Consider the following 17,445-nt stretch of genomic DNA (forward strand, 5'->3'; position numbering starts at 1 on the left):
GACCCTCGTGGCGCCCGGTGGGCCGGTCAGTCCTCGGTCGGCCAGTCCCAGCCGAGCTGCAGGAACAGGCCCAGTCGGTCGGAGACGCAGCGCATCTCGCTGATCCGCCCGGCTGCGACGGTGAAGACGAAGATGGCCTCGTTCCTGAAGCTCCGTCCGGTCGGCTCCGGCATCCGGGGGTGCGCCGCCGAGCTCACGCCGGTCTGGGTGATCCGGGCGACCACCCGGTCGCCCTCCGCGATCAGCTCCTCCACCTGCGCGCGGTAGGGCGCCAGCGCCGTCAGTTGGGTCGCGATCGCCGCGAAGGCGGCGCCCGGCTCGTCCGGCTCGCCGAAGACGACCTTGTTGTGGTCGATCACGTCGGCGGCCAGGAAGTCGCCCAGGTCGGTGATCCTGGCCTCGTTCAGGGCGGTGAAGAAGTCGGCGACGAGCCGCTTGTTGCTCCCGATGGCGTCGGTCATGTCGGTGTCCCCCTCGGACGGTCTCTTACGGCGTAAGGTCCGCCGCTGCCGAGTACTATTCCCTTACGCCGTAAGAAACGTCAAGGGGGCAACCGTGGCAGCCACCGCCAGGCGGGCCGGGCTGAGCCGTACCAAGGTCCTGACCGCCGCACTCCAGCTCGCCGACCGCGAGGGCGTGGAGAAACTCTCGATGCGCCGCCTAGGCACCGAACTCGGCGTCGAGGCCATGACGCTGTACCACTACCTGCCCAACAAGGCCGCCCTGCTGGACGGCTTGGTCGAGCTGGTGGTCTCCGCCGTGCGCCCCACCCCCTCCGGACCGCCGGAGGAATGGCCGCGCTGGCTGCGGGAGTTCGCGGTCCGGCTGCGCGCCGAGCTGCTCCGCCACCCCGGCGTGCTGCCGCTGGTGGCCTCCCGGCCCGCGCGCACCGCCGACGCCCTGGCCGCCGTCGAGGAGGCGGCGGCGGCTCTCGGCCGCGCCGGGATCGCGCCGCTCGTCGCGCTGCGGATCATCAACTCCGTCACCACCGCCGTCATCGGCCACTGCCTCGCCGAGGCCGACCCGCCCGGTGACACGGCGGCGGCCGGGACCGGCCCCGACCTCACCGGCTTCCCGGTCCTCGCCGCCGCGGCCGCAGCCGGCCTCGGCACCCCCGCCGACCACCAGGCCCGCTTCGACCTCGTGCTGAACACCCTGCTCACCGGCCTCGCCGGCCACCATCCGGCCCCGCGGCCGCGCTGACGCCCCGGTTGTCAGTACGGGGCGCTACCGTCGGGCGAATGCCCGTCCGAGAGGAGGAGACCCCATGGCCCCGGCCCCCCGTACCGCCCTGGTGCCCGACCCGCACGGCCCGGGCGGGCGCCTCCAACCGCTCGCCGAGGACGGCAACCCGCTCGGCCCGCCCGTCCGGACCCCCGACCTGGCCGCCGCCGTCGCCGAGCGCGAGGCCGCCGAGCAGCCGCGCTGGGTCTGGGCCGCCGCCGACAGCGCGTACGCACCGCTGCTGCCGCTGCGCCTGGCCCGCTGCCACGACCTGCGGCTGACCGAGGCCCTGCTGCTCGGCCACGACGGCGCCTGGGGTGCGCCGCGCTCACTGGGCGCCGCCTGGGCCAGGCTGCGCGGGCTGCCCGTGCCCGCGGACCTGCCGGAGAGCGCCGGGCCGGACGACCAGGACGGCCTCTTCGCCCCGGACCGCCTGCAGCTCCCGCCCGGCACCGACCCGCTGGCGGCAGTGGTCGCCGTCCACGCCGAACAGCAGCGCCGCACCGGTTCGATCGCCGACCCGGCGACCCGCGCACGTTTCCGGCTGCTGGTGGCCGCCGAGTCCGCCGGCGGCCTGCTGGCGGCCGAGATGTCCCATGACGGGCTGCCCTGGCGCGCCGACATCCACGACCGGCTGCTCACCGAGCTGCTCGGCCCGCGCCCGACCGTCCCCGGCACCCAGCCCAGCCGGCTCGCCGAGCTGGCCGTCGAGCTGCAACAGGCACTCGGCGGCCGCCCGTTCAACCCCGACTCGCACAGCCAGGTGCTGCGCGCCTTCGCCGAGCAGGGCATCCAGCTCGGCTCCACCCGCTCCTGGGAGCTGAACCGCGTCGACCACCCCGCCGCCCGCCTGATGACCCGTTACAAGGAGCTCTCCAGACTGCACGCCGCCCACGGCTGGGCCTGGCAGGACGCCTGGGCCAGGGGCGGCCGGTTCCGCCCCGAGTACGTGGTCGGCGGCGTGGTCTCCGGGCGCTGGGCCAGCCGGGGCGGCGGCGCGCTGCAGATCCCCCGGATCCTGCGCCGCGCCGTGGTCGCCGACCCCGGCTGGACGCTGGTGGTCGCCGACGCCGCCCAGCTGGAGCCTCGGGTGCTGGCCGCGCTCTCCCAGGACGCCGGGCTGGCCCGCAGCGCCGCCGAGGGCGACCTCTACAGCGCGCTCGCCGCCACCGCCTTCCACGGCGACCGCGACAAGGCCAAACTCGGCCTTCTCGGCGCGATGTACGGGCAGACCAGCGGCGACATCGGCCCACTGCTGGCCACCCTGCGCCGCCGCTACCCCACCGCCATGGGGTACGTCGAGGCCGCCGCCCGCACCGGGGAGGACGGCGGGATCGTTCGCTCCAGGCTCGGCCGCACCTGTCCGCCGCCCTCCGCCGACTGGCTGGATCTGACCGAGGCCCCCGAATCCGCCACGGAGGCCGGCGGCCGCTCGGCCAGAGCACGCGGGCGGTTCACCCGCAACTTCGTCATCCAGGCCAGCGGGGCGGACTGGGCCCTCGCACTGCTCGCCGCGCTGCGCCGGCGGCTGACCGCGCTGGAGTCCGGCGCGGACCGGCCGCACCTGGTCTTCTTCCAGCACGACGAAGTGGTGGTGCACACCCCGCTCAACCTGGCCGACCAGGTGGCCGCGGCCGTGGCGGATGCCGCCGAGGAGGCCCGCACCCTGGTCTTCGGCGACACTCCCGTGCGCTTCCCGCTGAGCGCCACCATCGCGGACTGCTACGCCGACGCCAAGTAGCGCGCCGCCTCCTGGGAGCGCGGTCGCTCGGGCAGGCCGCTGCCCAGTGGGACGAAGGCGGCCACGGCCTGGCGCGCCGGGCCGGTCGACCCTCGCCCGTGGAGCGGTGTGCCCCGCCGTCCCGAGGACCGGCGTGGACCGCTCGGTGCGGGTCCCGGCTCCCCGCCGCCGGGTTCAGAACTTCCGGAAACCGCGCGCCTGTTCGGCCGCCCCGACCACTGCTGCCAGGTCCGCCCCGGTCGAGGCCGTGACGACGGCCGCCACCGCGCCCTCCACGAAGGGGGCGTCCACCAGGACCACCCCGTCGCGCGGATGATCCTCCAGTACGACCCGTGCGGTGAGTACCGAACTGCCGAGGTCCGGCACCATGACCACCCCGACGCCGCCGTCCGCCTCCTCGACCGCGCGGACAATCAGGTCGTAGCTGGTGCCGAGACTGCCGTCCTCGGTGCCCGCGGCGATCGCCACGGTGACGCCGTCGGAACCGAGTTCGGCGAGGAGCTCGCGCAGTCCGGCCGCCATGGCGGGGCTGTGCGAGACGAGAACGATACCCACGTGCTTGGCCATGCTCCGACCCTAGCCCGCTTCATCGCCCGCCAGTCGACGGCCAGTTCGAGACTCGGCGTGTCGTATCGCTCACCAAGCCGTGTCGGCTGGCGTAACGTCACCTTCAAGATCTGCCGAGGGAGTGTGCCTTGAAGAAGCTGATCAACTCACCGGAAACCGTCCTGACGGACGCGCTGACCGGACTCGCCGCCGCGCACCCGGAGTTGGCGGTCGACATTCCCAACCGCGTGATCAGCAGAGCGGGCCGTCCCGGACGTCCCAAGGTGGCCGTGATCTCCGGCGGCGGGTCGGGCCACGAGCCGCTGCACTCCTGTTTCGTCGGCCGCGGCATGCTCGATGCCGCCTGTCCCGGCGAGGTGTTCACCTCCCCGGTGCCCGACCAGGTACTGACCGCCGTCCAGCGGGTGCACAGCGGCTCGGGCGTGGTCCTGATCGTGAAGAACTACACCGGCGATGTGATGAACTTCCAACTCGCCGCCGAACTGGCCGCCGAGGAGGGCATCGAGATCCGCACGGTCCTGGTCGACGACGACGTCGCGGTGGAGGACTCGACCTGGACGGCGGGCCGCCGGGGTACCGGGGCGACCGTGATGGTGGAGAAGATCACCGGTGCGCTGGCCGAACGCGGCGCGCCGCTGGACCAGGTAGCCGAGACCGGCCGGCGGGTCAACGCCGCCTCCCGCTCCTTCGCCGTCGCGCTCACCGCGGCGACCACGCCGGCCGTCGGGAAGCCCGGCTTCGACCTGCCGGAGGACGAGATCGAGATCGGCGTCGGCATCCACGGCGAGCCGGGGCGCCGCCGGGAACGGCACCGCCCGGCCGCCGAACTGGTGGCCGAAGTGGTGGACACCATCCTCGCCGACCATGAACTGACCGCGGGCGACGAGGTGATCGCCCTGGTCAACGGACTCGGCGGCACACCGCTGCTGGAGCTGTACGTGGTCTACGGGGAGGTACGGGCCAGGCTCGCCGAGCGCGGTGTCCGGATCGCCCGCAACCTGGTCGGCAACTACGTCACCAGCCTGGACATGGCGGGCTTCTCGCTCACTCTGACCAAGGCCGATCCCGAACTGCTGGAGCTGTGGGACGCCCCGGTGGCCACCCCGGCCCTGAACTGGTCCTGACCCCGATCCCCCTGGAGGAGCACCGAAGTGGACACCGAACTCGCCCTCGCCTGGATCCGGGAGACCGCCGCCGCCGTCGAGCGGCAGGAGTCGTACCTGACCGAGCTGGACTCGGCGATCGGCGACGGCGACCACGGCAGCAACCTGCGCCGTGGCTTCACCGCCGTGATCACGGCCCTGGACACCCTGGAGCCCGACTCCATCGGAGCGGTCCTCGCCAAGACCGGCACCACGCTGATCTCCAAGGTCGGCGGCGCCTCCGGCCCGCTGTACGGCAGCGCGTTCCGCGCCATGGGCAAGGCGCTCCCGCAGGCCACGGCCACCCCGGCCGAGCTGGCCGCCGCCCTCGCCGAGGGCCTGCTGGCGATCCAGCAGCTGGGCGGGGCCGCGCCCGGCGACAAGACCATCGTGGACGCCTGGGCCCCGGCCACCGCCGCCTTCGAGGCCGCCGCCGCCGACGGTCTGCCCAGTGCGGCCGACGCCGCGGACGCGGCCGCCGCCCAGGGCGCGCGCGACACCGTTCCGCTCCAGGCCCGCAAGGGCCGCGCCTCCTACCTCGGCCCCCGCAGCACCGGCCACCAGGACCCCGGCGCGACCTCGACCGCCCTGCTGTTCCACACCCTCGCCCAGGTCACCCACGCCGCCTGAACCACCGGCAGGCGCCGCCCCGGGGCAGGGCCGCGCCCGGCCGACTGCGCGCGGGACGGAAGGCGCCTGCCCGGCGCGAAGTCGTACCCGCTCGGGGGTGCGAGGAGCCGCGTGCGCGACCGCGCACCTCGACAGCGGTCCGGTCACGCGCTCCCCGTGCCCCGGGCGGTACCGGCGTCCCCGCCCCGGACTCGCTCAGCCGACCTTCGACCGGTCCTGATCCGTCCGGCTGATCAGCAGCAGCAGCGCGTCATCGTCGAGCTCCCCGCCGGTGTGCACCAGCAGGTCCGCATAGACCCGCCCGACCGCGCTCTCCAGCTCCGCCGCCGAGCGCGCGGCGTCCCGCACCAACGGGCCCACCCGCTCGGCCAGCGGATAGAACTCGCCGGACCCGTGGTGCCTGGCCTCGATCACCCCGTCCGTGCAGAGCACCAGGACGTCCTCGGGGCCGAACGACAGGGCGACGCTCTTCGGTGAGCCGCTCGCGAGCGTGCCGAGCCCCAGCGGCACCCACGGATCGGCGGCCTCCAGCACCGTCACCGTGCCGTCCCGTCCGACCCGGATCGGCGGGACATGCCCGTAGTGCAGCAGTTCCATCGTCCCGGGCCGGCGGAACTCGGCGAACAGCGCGGTGGTGAACTCCCCTTCCGGTACGTGTCGTTCGACACTGGCCTCGATCCGGGACGCCACCGACGCCAGGCCGTTCTCGTCGTACGCCGCCTCGCGGAAGGCACCGAGCACCACGGCGGCGGTCTGCACCGCGCCCAGTCCCTTGCCCCGGACGTCTCCGACCAGCACCCGGGTGCCGTGCGGGGTGTCCAGCACCGAGTACAGGTCACCGCCGATCCGCGCCGCGTCCGCCGCCGAGACGTACCGCACGGCCAGTCGCAGCGGCCCGACCGAGGGGCCCGGCAGGCTGAGCAGCGCCCGCTGCGCGGCCTCGGCCACCGAGCTCACGGCTGCGAACGCGGCCGCCCGGTGCATCCGCAGACGGGCCAGCCAGGCGCTGAACACCGTCAGCGCCACATAGCTGAGGAGTGCTCCGAAGAGGAACCGGCCGTCCTGCAGGTGGTCCATCCGGTCGTAGTGGCTCAGCCCGAGCAGGGCCAGGAAGCCGAGCGAGCAGACCAGCAGCAGTTCGGCGGGGCGCAGCGTTAGGGCGGCGATCGACGGCACCATCACCATCAACGGCGCCAGATAGCGGTCCTGTCCGGAGAAGAAGTCGGTCAGCGACACCGCCACGATCGCCAGCAGCGCCGGGGTGGCCCGGCGGCGGAGGGTCAGATCCTGCAGGTCGGTGGCGAGCAGCGCGCTCTCCCGCCTGGCCCGTGGCAACCCGGCCGACCGGGGCTTCGCAGGGGACTGGGCGCGGCGGATCCGAAGCACATACCGAAACATATCGGAGGAATCCCAGCACTGCGCCACGCGCCGATATCCGGAATACCAATGAATTGTCCGAATTGTCATACCGTACGGGAGCGTGACCCCGTCCACCGCCGGAACGAGGGAAGGCGACCGCTGATGTCCGGGCCCGGCAGCACCCCGCCACCGTCGACCCCGCACTGGGGCCGCCCCGCCCAGCCCGGCGGCCAGCCGCCCGGTCACCCGCCGAGCCGGCCACCGGGATGGCCACCCGGCCCGCCCGGCGGCGCACCCCCCGGCCCGCCCGCCGTCGCCCCGACCCAGCACTGGCTGAAGCTGCTCCTCACCGGCCTGGCACTCTGGGGCGCCACCGTCGTGGTCACCTTCCTCACCGGCAACAGCAACCTGGTCCCGACCATCGTGCTGCTGGGCAGCTTCCTCGTCCCGACCACCTTCGTGGTCTGGGCATACGAACACTTCGCGACCGACGTGGGCACCGAGCGGATCTTCGCCTGCTTCGGCATCGGCGGCATCATCGGCGTGCTGGGCGCCTCGGTCCTGGAGAGCTACTTCGTCTCACCCTCGGCGTGGATGTACGTGCTCGTCGGGCTGATCGAGGAGGGGGTGAAGCTGGCCGCGCTGATCGCCGTCGCCCGGCGGATGCCGGTCACCGGACTGCGGCACGGGCTGGTGCTGGGCGCGGCCGTCGGCGCCGGATTCGCCGCCTTCGAGAGCGCCGGGTACGCCTTCAACGCCGTACTCACCGTGCAGGGACTCTCGCTGCGCGACCTGGTCGAGACCGAGATCCTGCGCGGCATCCTGGCCCCGGTCGGGCACATCCTGTGGACGGCCATCCTCGGCGGCGTACTCTTCCGCGAACGGCAGGGCACCCACTTCCGGCTCGACGCTCCGGTGCTGCGCACCTACCTGGGCGTGGCACTGCTGCACGCACTCTGGGACAGCATGAGCGGCATCGCCGTCTGGCTGGTCGCCCACACCACCGCCAGCGCCCACCAGCGGGCCCTGTTCGCCCTCGGCTACCTCCCCTCACCCACCGAGGAGCAGGTGCACCTCTACACCCTGTACGACGTCGGCGGCCTGGTGCTGGTCTCCCTCGGCGGCTTGCTCTGGCTGCTCGCCCTGATCCGACACGGCCGGACGCCCTGACCGCGCACACGCACTCGCCCGGGCGGGTGGTTCCGGCCACTCGCCGGAACCGGGCGCCGCACTGCCCCGACCGCTGGAGAACCACCCGCGCGGACTGCGACATGCACCACATTCCTTGCTCAATGAATACCCCCTAGGGGTACTGTGTGGTGGACGGACAGAAGCGCGAACCACGCAAGCGCCCGAGCGGACCCGCTCGGACAGCACCGACCCGGAGGCCCCGAATGTCGAGCACCATCACCTACACCGTCAGCGGCATGAGCTGCGGCCACTGCGAGAAGTCGATCAGCGAGGAGGTATCCGCCCTGCCCGGTGTGATCGAGGTCTCCGCCGACGCCGGGGCCGGCACCGTCACCATCTCCTCCGACTCCCCGCTGGACGAGAACGCCGTGCGCGCCGCCGTCGACGAGGCCGGCTACGAACTGGTCGGCCCGGCCGCCTGAGCCCACCGTGGGGGGCGTGCCCCGGCGCGCCCCCTGCGCCCGCACCGAGCTCGGCAAGGAGCGACGAGCATGAGCAGCAGCACCCCAGGCATAGCGTCCGGGGCCGTCCGCGAGCGGGTGGAACTCTCCATCGGCGGAATGACCTGCGCCTCCTGTGCGGCCCGGATCGAGAAGAAGCTCAACCGGATGGACGGCGTCGAGGCCATGGTCAACTTCGCCACCGAGAAGGCCCGGGTGGACTTCGCCCCCGAGGTGAGCGTGGCCGACCTGATCGCCAGGATCGAGCAGACCGGCTACACCGCCGAGCTGCCCGCCCCGCCCGCCGCTCCGGCAAGTCCCGCGGCGGAGGCCGGACCGCAGGCCGAGCCCGACCCGCTCTGGTCGCGGCTGCTGGTCAGCCTCGCGCTCTCCGTGCCCGTGGTGCTGCTCTCCATGATCCCCGCCCTCCAGTTCGACAACTGGCAGTGGCTGGCCTTCGCCCTCACCGGCCCGGTCGTCGTGCACGGCGGCCTGCCCTTCCACCGCGCCGCCTGGACCAACCTCAGGCACGGCGCGGCCACCATGGACACCCTGGTCTCGCTCGGCACCCTGGTCGCCTTCGGCTGGTCGGTCTGGGCCCTGTTCTACGGCGACGCCGGGTTGCCCGGGATGCGCCACGAGTTCTCGCTCTCGGTCGGCGGCGGCGATGCCTCCTCCTCGCTCTACCTCGAGACGGCCGCGGGCGTCACCACCCTGATCCTGCTCGGCCGCTGGCTGGAGCACCACTCCAAGCGCCGCGCGGGCGCCGCCCTGCACGCCCTGCTGGAGCTCGGCGCCAAGGACGTCGCGGTGCTGCGGGACGGCCGCGAGGTACGGCTGCCGGTCGACCGGCTCACCACCGGCACGCGCTTCGTGGTGCGCCCCGGCGAGAAGATCGCCACCGACGGCGTGGTGGTCGAGGGCGCCTCCGCCGTGGACGCCTCGATGCTCACCGGCGAGTCCGTCCCGATCGAGGTCACGGTCGGGGACCCGGTCACCGGCGCCACCGTCAATGCCGGCGGCCGCCTGGTGGTCGAGGCCACCCGGGTGGGCGCCGACACCCGGCTCGCCCGGATGGCCAAGCTGGTCGAGGACGCCCAGAACGGCAAGGCCTCCGCCCAGCGCCTGGCCGACCGGATCTCCGCCGTGTTCGTCCCAGTGGTCATCCTGATCGCGCTCGGCACCCTGATCACCTGGCTGCTGCTCGGCCACGGCGCCACCGAGGCGTTCACCGCCGCCGTCGCGGTGCTGATCATCGCGTGCCCGTGCGCCCTGGGCCTGGCCACCCCGACCGCCCTGATGGTCGGCACCGGCCGCGGCGCCCAGCTGGGCATCCTGATCAAGGGCCCCGAGGTCCTGGAGACCACCCGGGCGGTGGACACCGTGGTGCTGGACAAGACCGGCACCGTGACCACCGGGCGGATGGCGCTCACCGCCGTGCACACCGAAGAGGGTGTGTCCGAGGCCGAGGCCCTGCGGCTGGCGGGTGCCCTGGAGCACGCCTCCGAGCATCCGATCGCCCAGGCCGTCGCCCAGGAGGCGGCCGCCCGGGTCGGCGAGCTGCCCGCCGTCGAAAGCTTCGAGAACGTCCCCGGACGGGGCGTGCGGGGCGTGGTCGAGGGCCGCGAGGTGGCGGCCGGGCGCGAGGCGCTGCTCGCCGACCGGGCCCGGTGGCTGCCGCCCGCGCTGGCGGCCGCCAAGTCGGCCGCGGAAGCGGCCGGCCGGACCGCCGTCGTGGTCGGCTGGGACGGCGCGGCCCGGGCCGTGCTGGAGGTCTCCGACACGGTCAAGCCCACCAGTGCCGAGGCGATCCGCGAGCTGCGGGCGCTGGGCCTGCGTCCGGTTCTGCTCACCGGTGACAACCGGCGGGCCGCCGAGGCCGTGGCTGCCGAGGTCGGCATCCCGGCCGAGGACGTGGTCGCCGAGGTGCTGCCCGAGGACAAGGTGGCCGCGGTGCGCCGGCTACAGGCCGAGGGCCGCTCGGTGGCGATGGTCGGTGACGGTGTGAACGACGCCGCCGCACTCGCCCAGGCCGACCTGGGCCTGGCCATGGGCACCGGGACCGACGCCGCGATCGAGGCCGCCGACCTGACCCTGGTCCGCGGCGACCTGCGCTCGGCCGCCGACGCCATCCGGCTCTCCCGCCGCACCTTGGCCACCATCAAGGGCAACCTCTTCTGGGCGTTCGCCTACAACGTCGCCGCCGTACCGCTGGCCGCGGCCGGCCTGCTCAACCCGATGGTCGCCGGCGCCGCGATGGCCTTCTCCTCGGTCTTCGTGGTCACCAACAGCCTCCGGCTGAGGCACTTCACCTCCGCGTAGCCGCCCGGGCCCCCGGCCCTGGGCACCCGGCGACTTGCTCGCGCGGCCCGGGTGCCCAGGGCCGATCGGGGTGTCAGGGCTGATCGGGGTGTCTCAGGGCCGATCGAGCGGCACGCGGCGAAGCGCTCAGCGCCCGAGCAGCTCGCCGCCGTTGCAGTGCAGGATCTCGCCGGTGATGAACCCCGCCTCCGGCGAGGCCAGGAAGTACACCGCCGCCGCGACCTCGCCGGTCTCACCGATCCGGCCGAGCAGGGTACGGGCGGCCCGCCGCGACACCTCCGCGTCGTCCAGCCGGGGGCCGAAGAACTCGGTGCCCGCGACCGTCCCGGGCGCCACGATGTTGGCGGTGATGCCGGAGGGGCCGAGCTGCGCGGCCAGGAAGTGGTTCCAGGCGTGCAGCGAGGCCTTGGCGGCCCCGTACGAGCCGGCCCCGCGCAGGGCCGCGATCGAACTGACCGTGACCACCCGGCCGGTGCCCTGGGTCAGCCGGTCCCGGATCGACTCGGTGAGCATCACCACGGTGAGGACGTTGCGCTCGAAGTCCCCCCGCCAGCGCGCCAGCACGGCGTGCGGCCCGGCCCCGATCACGGTCTCCCGGCTGCCGGCGTTGTTGACCAGTACGTCGATCTGCTCGGGCAGCTCGGCCAGCGCGTCCTCGACGGCGTCCGGGTCGGCCAGGTCGCAGACCAGCGGCGTGACGTTGGCGCCCAGGTCGGCGGCGGCCCGCTCCAGCACTGCTCGCCGGCGCCCGACGATCACGACCTGCTCACCCGCCTCGGCGAAGCGCCGGGCCACCTCGTACCCGATACCCGTGCCGCCACCCGTGACGACGACGTTTCTGGCCATCTGCGCGCTCCCTCCCTGCCCGCCGCCGCTGCTTCGGCGAGCGCGGCCGGTCCGTACCGGATTGGCACGATTCCTATCACGCTGGGTTGCCGCGTCTGCGGGGAGGGTGATGTCGCGCGCTGCGGATCGTGTGATATGAGCGGGGGTACGGGCGCATACAGAGCGTGGAGAGAGCCAACTCACACCCTCCAGGCGTAACTTTGCACCCCCTGATACGTCTTACCTTTTGTAGTGCGGCAGCTTTTGGTGGGCAGCGGCGCCGCGAACGGCATCACGTCGTCGCAGGACCCACCGCTGTCGCCGACGGGGCTCCGGCGGGCCCCGGGACGACTGCCGACGGTTCGGCGGTCATCGCGCACGACGCCGGGGCGCGGCCGGCCAGGAACGCTTTGAGCGGCCGTTCCTGGCCCGGTCGCCCTCGGGCGTCGTGCGTTGTCGCGTCGAAGGGCCCGGCTGCCGTGGCAGCCGGGCCCTTCGGTTCAGACCGGTGTCAGCGCGCGTCGAGGGCGACGTAGTCGCGGATCTCCACGCCGGTGTAGATCTGCCGCGGACGGCCGATCCGGCTGGTCGGGTCGTTGATCATCTCGTGCCAGTGGGCGATCCAGCCCGGCAGTCGGCCGAGGGCGAACAGCACGGTGAACATGCTGGTCGGGAAGCCCATGGCGCGGTAGATCAGGCCGGTATAGAAGTCCACGTTCGGGTAGAGCTTGCGCGAGATGAAGAAGTCGTCGTTGAGCGCGTGCTCCTCCAGCTTGAGCGCGATCTCCAGCAGCTCGTCCGTCTTGTCGAGCTGGCCGAGGACCTCGTGGGCCAGGCCCTTGACCAGGCGGGCGCGCGGGTCGAACGCCTTGTACACGCGGTGACCGAAGCCCATGAGCTTCACGCCGTCCTCGCGGTTCTTCACCTTGCGGATGAAGGCGTCGACGTCGCCGCCGTCCTTCTGGATCTGCTCCAGCATCTCCAGCACGGCCTGGTTGGCGCCACCGTGCAGCGGGCCCCAGAGCGCCGAGATACCGGCCGAGATCGAGGCGAACTGGTTGGCGTGGCTGGAACCCACCAGGCGGACCGTGGAGGTCGAGCAGTTCTGCTCGTGGTCCGCGTGCAGGATCAGCAGCTTGTCCAGCGCGTTGACGATGACCGGGTTGATCTCGTAGTCCTCAGCGGGGACCGCGAAGGTCATCCGGAGGAAGTTCTCGACGTAGCTCAGGTCGTTGCGCGGGTAGACGAACGGCTGGCCGACCGACTTCTTGTAGGCGTAGGCCGCGATGGTCGGCAGCTTGGCCAGCAGGCGGACCGTCGACAGGTGGCGCTGGCCGGCGTCGAACGGGTTGTGGCTGTCCTGGTAGAAGGTGGACAGCGCGCCGACGACCGAGGACAGCATGGCCATCGGGTGGGCGTCGCGCGGGAACCCGCCGAAGAAGCGCTTGACGTCCTCGTGCAGCAGGGTGTGCTGGGTGATCTCGGCGTTGAACTTCTGCAGCTGGTCCGCGGTCGGCAGCTCGCCGTTGATCAGGAGGTACGCGGTCTCGATGAAGCTGCCCTGCTCGGCCAGCTGCTCGATCGGGTAGCCGCGGTAGCGCAGGATGCCCTTGTCACCGTCCACGAAGGTGATCGCGGACTTGTAGGCGGCGGTGTTGCCGAAGCCGTTGTCCAGGGTGACCAGACCGGTCTGCGGAAGCAGCTTCGAGATGTCGAAGCCGGCGTTGCCAGCAGTGCTCTCGACGACGGGGTACTCGTATTCGCCGTCCTGGTACCGCAGTACTACCGATGTGTCGCTCACGTCTTCCTCACCGACGAAATGAAAATCCCTAGGTGTCCTGACTGACTCTACGATCCCCCATCCGAGGGACAGCTGCTCACCCGGGGTGGGCCGAAAAGGGCCCGGTCCTACAAAACCTGCCGCCACCGCCGGTATGTACCGGACAAGATCGGCGTCAGACTAGGCTCTGCCTTAAATCTCTTTACGTCAAGACAACCTCGAAGCCGCCACCCCCCTTGGATGATCATCCAGTCGCCAGCCGATGATCAAGCGCAGAGTGCCTCCGACCTGCACTGACCGACCGAACAGCCTGCCCGATCGCTCTCCGTGACCCGACCAGCACCACCAGTTTCTTCGCCCGTGTCACGGCCGTGTAGAGCAGGTTCCGCTGCAGCATCGTCCAGGCTGAGGTGGTGACGGGAATCACCACCGCCGGGTACTCACTCCCCTGGGAACGATGGATGGTCACCGCGTACGCGTGCGAGAGCTCATCCAGTTCATCGAAGTCGTACGGCACCTCCTCGTCCTCGTCGGTGAGCACCATCAGTCGCTGCTCCTCGACGCTGAGCGAGGTCACCACCCCGACCGTGCCGTTGAAGACGCCGTTCTGCCCCTTCTCGTAGTTGTTCCGGATCTGGGTCACCTTGTCACCCACCCGGAAGGTGCGGCCGCCGAACCGGCGCTCCGGCAACCCCTCGCGCGCCGGTGTGACCGCCGCCTGCAGCAGCGTGTTCAGGTTCCCCGCGCCCGCCGGACCCCGGTGCATCGGAGCCAGCACCTGGACGTCCCTGCGGGCGTCGAGCCCGAACTTCTGCGGGATCCGGCGAGCCACCACGTCCACCGTCAGCCCGGCCGCCCGCTCGGTGTCCTCCTCGACGAACAGGAAGAAGTCCTTCAGCCCGTCGGTGATCGGCGGCAGCCCTTCGTTGATCCGGTGCGCGTTGGTCACCACACCGGACTGCTGCGCCTGCCGGAAGATCCTGGTCAGCCGGACCGACGGGATCGGGCTGCCCTCGGAGAGCATGTCCCGCAGCACCTCGCCCGCCCCGACCGAGGGCAACTGGTCCACATCGCCCACGAACAGCAGGTGTGCCCCCGGCGCGACCGCCTTCACCAGCTTGTTCGCCAGGATCAGATCCAGCATCGACGCCTCGTCGATCACCACCAGGTCCGCGTCCAGCGGCCGGTCCCGGTCGTACGCGGCCTCACCCCCGGGACGCAGCTCCAGCAGCCGGTGGACCGTCGACGCCTCCACCCCCGTCAGCTCCGACAGCCGCTTCGCCGCCCGCCCCGTCGGCGCCGCCAGCACCACCTTCGCCCGCTTGGCCAGCGCCAGCGTCACGATCGACTTCACCGTGAACGACTTGCCGCAGCCCGGACCGCCCGTCAGCACCGCCACCTTCTCGGTCAGCGCCAGCTTCACCGACTCCCGCTGCTCGGGGGCGAGTTCGGCCCCCGTACGCTGCGCCAGCCACTCCAGCGCGGCCGTCCAGTCCACCTCCGCGAAGCCCGCCATCCGGTCGGTCTCCGACCGCAGCAACCTGATCAGCTGGTTCGCCAACGAGATCTCCGCCCGGTGAAACGGCACCAGATACACCGCCGTGACCGGCTCCCCGGCCTCCCCCGGCACCGGCTCGCGGACCACGCCCTCCTCGGCCACCAGCTCCGACAGGCAATCGATCACCAGGCCGACATCCACCTGAAGCAGCTTCACCCCGTCGGCGATCAGCCGCTCCTCGGGCAGGTAGCAGTGCCCCTGATCACTGCTCTGCGACAGCGCGTACTGCAGCCCCGCCTTCACCCGCTCCGGACTGTCGTGCGGGATGCCGACCGCCTGCGCGATCTTGTCGGCCGTCAGGAACCCGATGCCCCAGACATCGGCCGCCAGCCGGTACGGCTCGTTCTTCACCACCCCGATCGAACTGTCGCCGTACTTCTTGTAGATTCGCACAGCCAGGGACGTGGAGACTCCGACCCCCTGCAGAAAGACCATCACCTCCTTGATGGCCTTCTGCTCCTCCCAGGCCGCGGCGATCATCTTCGTCCGCTTCGGACCGAGCCCCGGCACCTCGATCAGCCGCTCGGGCTCCTGCTCGATCACCTCCAGGGTGTCCACCCCGAACCGCTCCACGATCCGCTCGGCGAACCGCGGCCCGATCCCCTTGATCAGCCCCGACCCCAGATAGCGCTGGATGCCCTGCACCGTCGCGGGCAGCACGGTCGTGTAGTTCTCCACCATGAACTGCTTGCCGTACTGCGGATGCGAGCCCCAGCGCCCGAAGAGCCGCAGCGACTCCCCCGGCTGCGCGCCCAGCAGCGCCCCTACCACCGTCAGCAGATCGTGCGACCCACGGCCCGTGTCCACCCGGGCAACCGTGTAGCCGGTCTCCTCGTTGGCGTAGGTGATCCGCTCCAGCACCCCCTCCACCTGGGCCAGCTGGCGCTGCGGCGGCTGCCCGCCCGAGGCCCCGGGCAGGCCCTGGCCGGTGCTGCTCCCGTCCGCCTGCCGGGCCGACCGCTGCTGCGTCCCCACCAGGCCCCCTCTTCGCTCGGTTACCGGTGACCTTCCGCCACGCACCGTACCGCCCACCACCGACAACCCGGGAACTCCGGCCGGTCCGGCGCCCTCCCCGGGCCCGGCACCCCGGTTGTGGCCGTCCGGGGCAGGCCCGAGGATGCCAGAGGGGGCACCACCGCGTCCGTCGAAGGATCACCATGCTCACCACCGACTTCGTCCCCGGCTCCCCGATCTGGCTCGATCTCGGCAGCCCCGACCCCGGCGCCTCCCGGGACTTCTACTCCGCCCTCTTCGGCTGGTCCCTCGACTCCGCCGGCCCCGAGGCCGACGACTACGGCTTCTTCCGGCTGGACGACAGGGCCGTCGGCGGCCTCGGCCCGCTCACCGAGGAGCGCGCCGCCCCCGCCTGGACGGTCTACTTCGCCACCGAGGATGCCGACGACACCACCGCCCGGGTCCGGCGGGCCGGCGGCGACGTGCGCTTCGGTCCCGTCGACGTCTTCGGCCACGGCCGGATGTCCGGCCTCACCGACCCGACCGGCGCCCAGTTCGCCGTCTGGCAGGCCCGCGACACCGGCGGCCTCGGCGCGGTCACCATTCCCAACAGCCTCTGCTGGACCGAACTGCTGAGCGCCGACCCGGCCGCCGCCAAGGACTTCTACCGCTCGGTCTTCGGCTGGCAGGAGCAGGACGTCCCGTTCGGCGAGGCCACCTACACCGTGCTCACCCCCATCGGCGGCGGTACCAGCAGCGGCCAGGGCGGCATCATGCAGCTGACCGCTGACCAGGCAGCCGCCGGCCTCGGCTCGCACTGGCTCCCGTACTTCGAGGTCCCCGACGCCGATGCCACGATCGCCAAGGCCCGGCAGCTCGGCGGCGCCGTCCGGGCGCCGGCCAGGAACGCCCACGGTGTCGGCCGCTTCGCCCAGCTGATCGACCCGCACGGCGCCCCCTTCGCCGTCATCACCAGTGCAGGTCCTGCAGACTGATGGACGATCACCACCGGAGAGCCCGTCCGGGCCGCGACAAGGGGTGCTGAACGGTCTGGACTAGGGTCTGCCGACATGACCACCCAACTGAGCATCCGACCCGCCGTCCTGGCCGACCTGTCCGCGATCGTCGCCATGCTCGCCGACGACCCGCTCGGAGCGACCCGGGAGTCCCCCGACGACCTGACGCCCTATCAGGACGCCTTCGCCCGCATCACCGCCGCCCCCGACCAACACCTGATCGTCGCCGAGCGGGAGAACCGGGTCGTCGGCACCCTCCAGCTCTCGGTCCTTCCCGGCCTCTCCCGCCGCGGCACCAGCCGCACCATCATCGAAGCCGTGCGGGTCCACGACACCGAACGCGGTAACGGCCTCGGCACCGAGCTGATCCGGTGGGCCGTCGACCGCTCCCGCGAACTCGGCGCCGGCCTGGTCCAGCTCACTTCCGACGCGACCCGCACCGACGCCCACCGCTTCTACGAGCGCCTCGGCTTCGTGCCCTCTCACATCGGGTTCAAGCTCACCCTCTGACTCGGCACTGACCGTCCGGAGAAACCGGCTGGCGCCGGGAAAACAAAAAAGGCTGTGGCCCCAGCGAATTGCTGGGGCCACAGCCCTGAATAATTGTTCGGCGGCGTCCTACTCTCCCACAGGGTCCCCCCTGCAGTACCATCGGCGCTGTGAGGCTTAGCTTCCGGGTTCGGAATGTAACCGGGC

The 17,445-nt window shown here is 72.1% G+C and carries 15 protein-coding genes and 1 rRNA gene; 9 read left to right on the forward strand and 7 right to left on the reverse strand.

The annotated features are described in order from the left end of the window. Positions 1–26: 26 nt before the first annotated feature. Positions 27–461 (reverse strand): ester cyclase, encoded by a 435-nt coding sequence (locus tag ACWDAK_RS25450; protein WP_344635126.1) that lies wholly within the window; start codon positions 459–461, stop codon positions 27–29. Between the two features lie 94 nt (positions 462–555). Here ACWDAK_RS25450 and ACWDAK_RS25455 point away from each other — a divergent pair, with 94 nt between their 5' ends. Then, on the forward strand, positions 556–1,203 hold the full coding sequence (locus ACWDAK_RS25455) for a TetR/AcrR family transcriptional regulator C-terminal domain-containing protein (RefSeq protein ID WP_344635125.1): 648 nt from the start codon (positions 556–558) through the stop codon (positions 1,201–1,203). A gap of 64 nt (positions 1,204–1,267) precedes the next feature. Next, positions 1,268–2,965, forward strand: a complete 1,698-nt coding sequence (locus ACWDAK_RS25460; protein WP_427394698.1) for a bifunctional 3'-5' exonuclease/DNA polymerase — start codon at positions 1,268–1,270, stop codon at positions 2,963–2,965. Between the two features lie 174 nt (positions 2,966–3,139). Here the strand turns inward: ACWDAK_RS25460 and dhaM are convergent, their stop codons facing one another. After that, positions 3,140–3,532, reverse strand: coding sequence for a dihydroxyacetone kinase phosphoryl donor subunit DhaM (gene dhaM / locus ACWDAK_RS25465; protein ID WP_344635123.1), 393 nt, complete (start codon positions 3,530–3,532; stop codon positions 3,140–3,142). 128 nt (positions 3,533–3,660) lie between these two features. On the opposite strand from dhaM, the gene dhaK reads away from it, so the two are divergent. Further along, a complete protein-coding gene (gene dhaK / locus ACWDAK_RS25470; protein WP_427394697.1) occupies positions 3,661–4,656 on the forward strand; it encodes a dihydroxyacetone kinase subunit DhaK in 996 nt (331 codons plus the stop codon). Positions 4,657–4,683: 27 nt separating this feature from the next. Continuing rightward, positions 4,684–5,304 (forward strand): dihydroxyacetone kinase subunit DhaL, encoded by a 621-nt coding sequence (gene dhaL, locus ACWDAK_RS25475; RefSeq protein ID WP_344635121.1) that lies wholly within the window; start codon positions 4,684–4,686, stop codon positions 5,302–5,304. A gap of 195 nt (positions 5,305–5,499) precedes the next feature. Here the strand turns inward: dhaL and ACWDAK_RS25480 are convergent, their stop codons facing one another. Beyond that, entirely contained in the window at positions 5,500–6,690 is a 1,191-nt protein-coding gene (locus ACWDAK_RS25480) for a PP2C family protein-serine/threonine phosphatase (RefSeq protein WP_427394696.1), read from the reverse strand. Between the two features lie 135 nt (positions 6,691–6,825). Here ACWDAK_RS25480 and ACWDAK_RS25485 point away from each other — a divergent pair, with 135 nt between their 5' ends. From ACWDAK_RS25485 to ACWDAK_RS25495, 3 genes are all read left to right on the forward strand, one after another. Continuing rightward, positions 6,826–7,833: a PrsW family glutamic-type intramembrane protease gene (locus ACWDAK_RS25485; protein WP_427394695.1), complete on the forward strand. Its 1,008-nt coding sequence runs from the start codon at positions 6,826–6,828 to the stop codon at positions 7,831–7,833. A gap of 224 nt (positions 7,834–8,057) precedes the next feature. Next, positions 8,058–8,276, forward strand: coding sequence for a heavy-metal-associated domain-containing protein (locus ACWDAK_RS25490; protein WP_344635118.1), 219 nt, complete (start codon positions 8,058–8,060; stop codon positions 8,274–8,276). Between the two features lie 69 nt (positions 8,277–8,345). Then, the gene (locus ACWDAK_RS25495) at positions 8,346–10,616 is read left to right on the forward strand and encodes a heavy metal translocating P-type ATPase (protein ID WP_427394694.1); all 2,271 of its coding nucleotides are present in this window, start codon (positions 8,346–8,348) and stop codon (positions 10,614–10,616) included. A gap of 126 nt (positions 10,617–10,742) precedes the next feature. On the opposite strand, the gene ACWDAK_RS25500 is transcribed toward ACWDAK_RS25495, so the two are convergent. The 3 genes from ACWDAK_RS25500 to recD2 form a co-directional block, all read right to left on the reverse strand. Next, complete coding sequence (locus tag ACWDAK_RS25500; protein ID WP_344635116.1) at positions 10,743–11,462, reverse strand: SDR family NAD(P)-dependent oxidoreductase; 720 nt, start codon at positions 11,460–11,462, stop codon at positions 10,743–10,745. A gap of 490 nt (positions 11,463–11,952) precedes the next feature. After that, positions 11,953–13,242 (reverse strand): citrate synthase, encoded by a 1,290-nt coding sequence (locus ACWDAK_RS25505; protein WP_344635115.1) that lies wholly within the window; start codon positions 13,240–13,242, stop codon positions 11,953–11,955. Between the two features lie 223 nt (positions 13,243–13,465). Beyond that, positions 13,466–15,697 (reverse strand): SF1B family DNA helicase RecD2, encoded by a 2,232-nt coding sequence (gene recD2, locus ACWDAK_RS25510; RefSeq protein ID WP_427394716.1) that lies wholly within the window; start codon positions 15,695–15,697, stop codon positions 13,466–13,468. Between the two features lie 239 nt (positions 15,698–15,936). Here recD2 and ACWDAK_RS25515 point away from each other — a divergent pair, with 239 nt between their 5' ends. Both ACWDAK_RS25515 and ACWDAK_RS25520 read left to right on the forward strand, forming a co-directional pair. Next, the gene (locus ACWDAK_RS25515) at positions 15,937–16,728 is read left to right on the forward strand and encodes a VOC family protein (RefSeq protein WP_427394693.1); all 792 of its coding nucleotides are present in this window, start codon (positions 15,937–15,939) and stop codon (positions 16,726–16,728) included. A gap of 75 nt (positions 16,729–16,803) precedes the next feature. Then, entirely contained in the window at positions 16,804–17,259 is a 456-nt protein-coding gene (locus ACWDAK_RS25520) for a GNAT family N-acetyltransferase (RefSeq protein ID WP_344635113.1), read from the forward strand. A 95-nt stretch (positions 17,260–17,354) separates the two neighbouring features. Here the strand turns inward: ACWDAK_RS25520 and rrf are convergent. Continuing rightward, positions 17,355–17,445 (reverse strand): 5S ribosomal RNA (gene rrf, locus ACWDAK_RS25525); the annotation flags it as partial.

Source organism: Kitasatospora sp. NPDC001175 (genome assembly GCF_053598215.1).

Bases quoted from the DNA above. Each gene is read 5' to 3' on its own strand.
- ACWDAK_RS25500 (WP_344635116.1), bottom strand. From the start codon at position 11,462: ATGGCCAGAAACGTCGTCGTCACGGGTGGCGGCACGGGTATCGGGTAC.
- ACWDAK_RS25485 (WP_427394695.1), top strand. From the start codon at position 6,826: ATGTCCGGGCCCGGCAGCACCCCGCCACCGTCGACCCCGCACTGGGGC.
- ACWDAK_RS25450 (WP_344635126.1), bottom strand. From the start codon at position 461: ATGACCGACGCCATCGGGAGCAACAAGCGGCTCGTCGCCGACTTCTTC.
- ACWDAK_RS25520 (WP_344635113.1), top strand. From the start codon at position 16,804: ATGACCACCCAACTGAGCATCCGACCCGCCGTCCTGGCCGACCTGTCC.
- ACWDAK_RS25495 (WP_427394694.1), top strand. From the start codon at position 8,346: ATGAGCAGCAGCACCCCAGGCATAGCGTCCGGGGCCGTCCGCGAGCGG.
- ACWDAK_RS25515 (WP_427394693.1), top strand. From the start codon at position 15,937: ATGCTCACCACCGACTTCGTCCCCGGCTCCCCGATCTGGCTCGATCTC.
- dhaM (WP_344635123.1), bottom strand. From the start codon at position 3,532: ATGGCCAAGCACGTGGGTATCGTTCTCGTCTCGCACAGCCCCGCCATG.
- ACWDAK_RS25490 (WP_344635118.1), top strand. From the start codon at position 8,058: ATGTCGAGCACCATCACCTACACCGTCAGCGGCATGAGCTGCGGCCAC.
- ACWDAK_RS25460 (WP_427394698.1), top strand. From the start codon at position 1,268: ATGGCCCCGGCCCCCCGTACCGCCCTGGTGCCCGACCCGCACGGCCCG.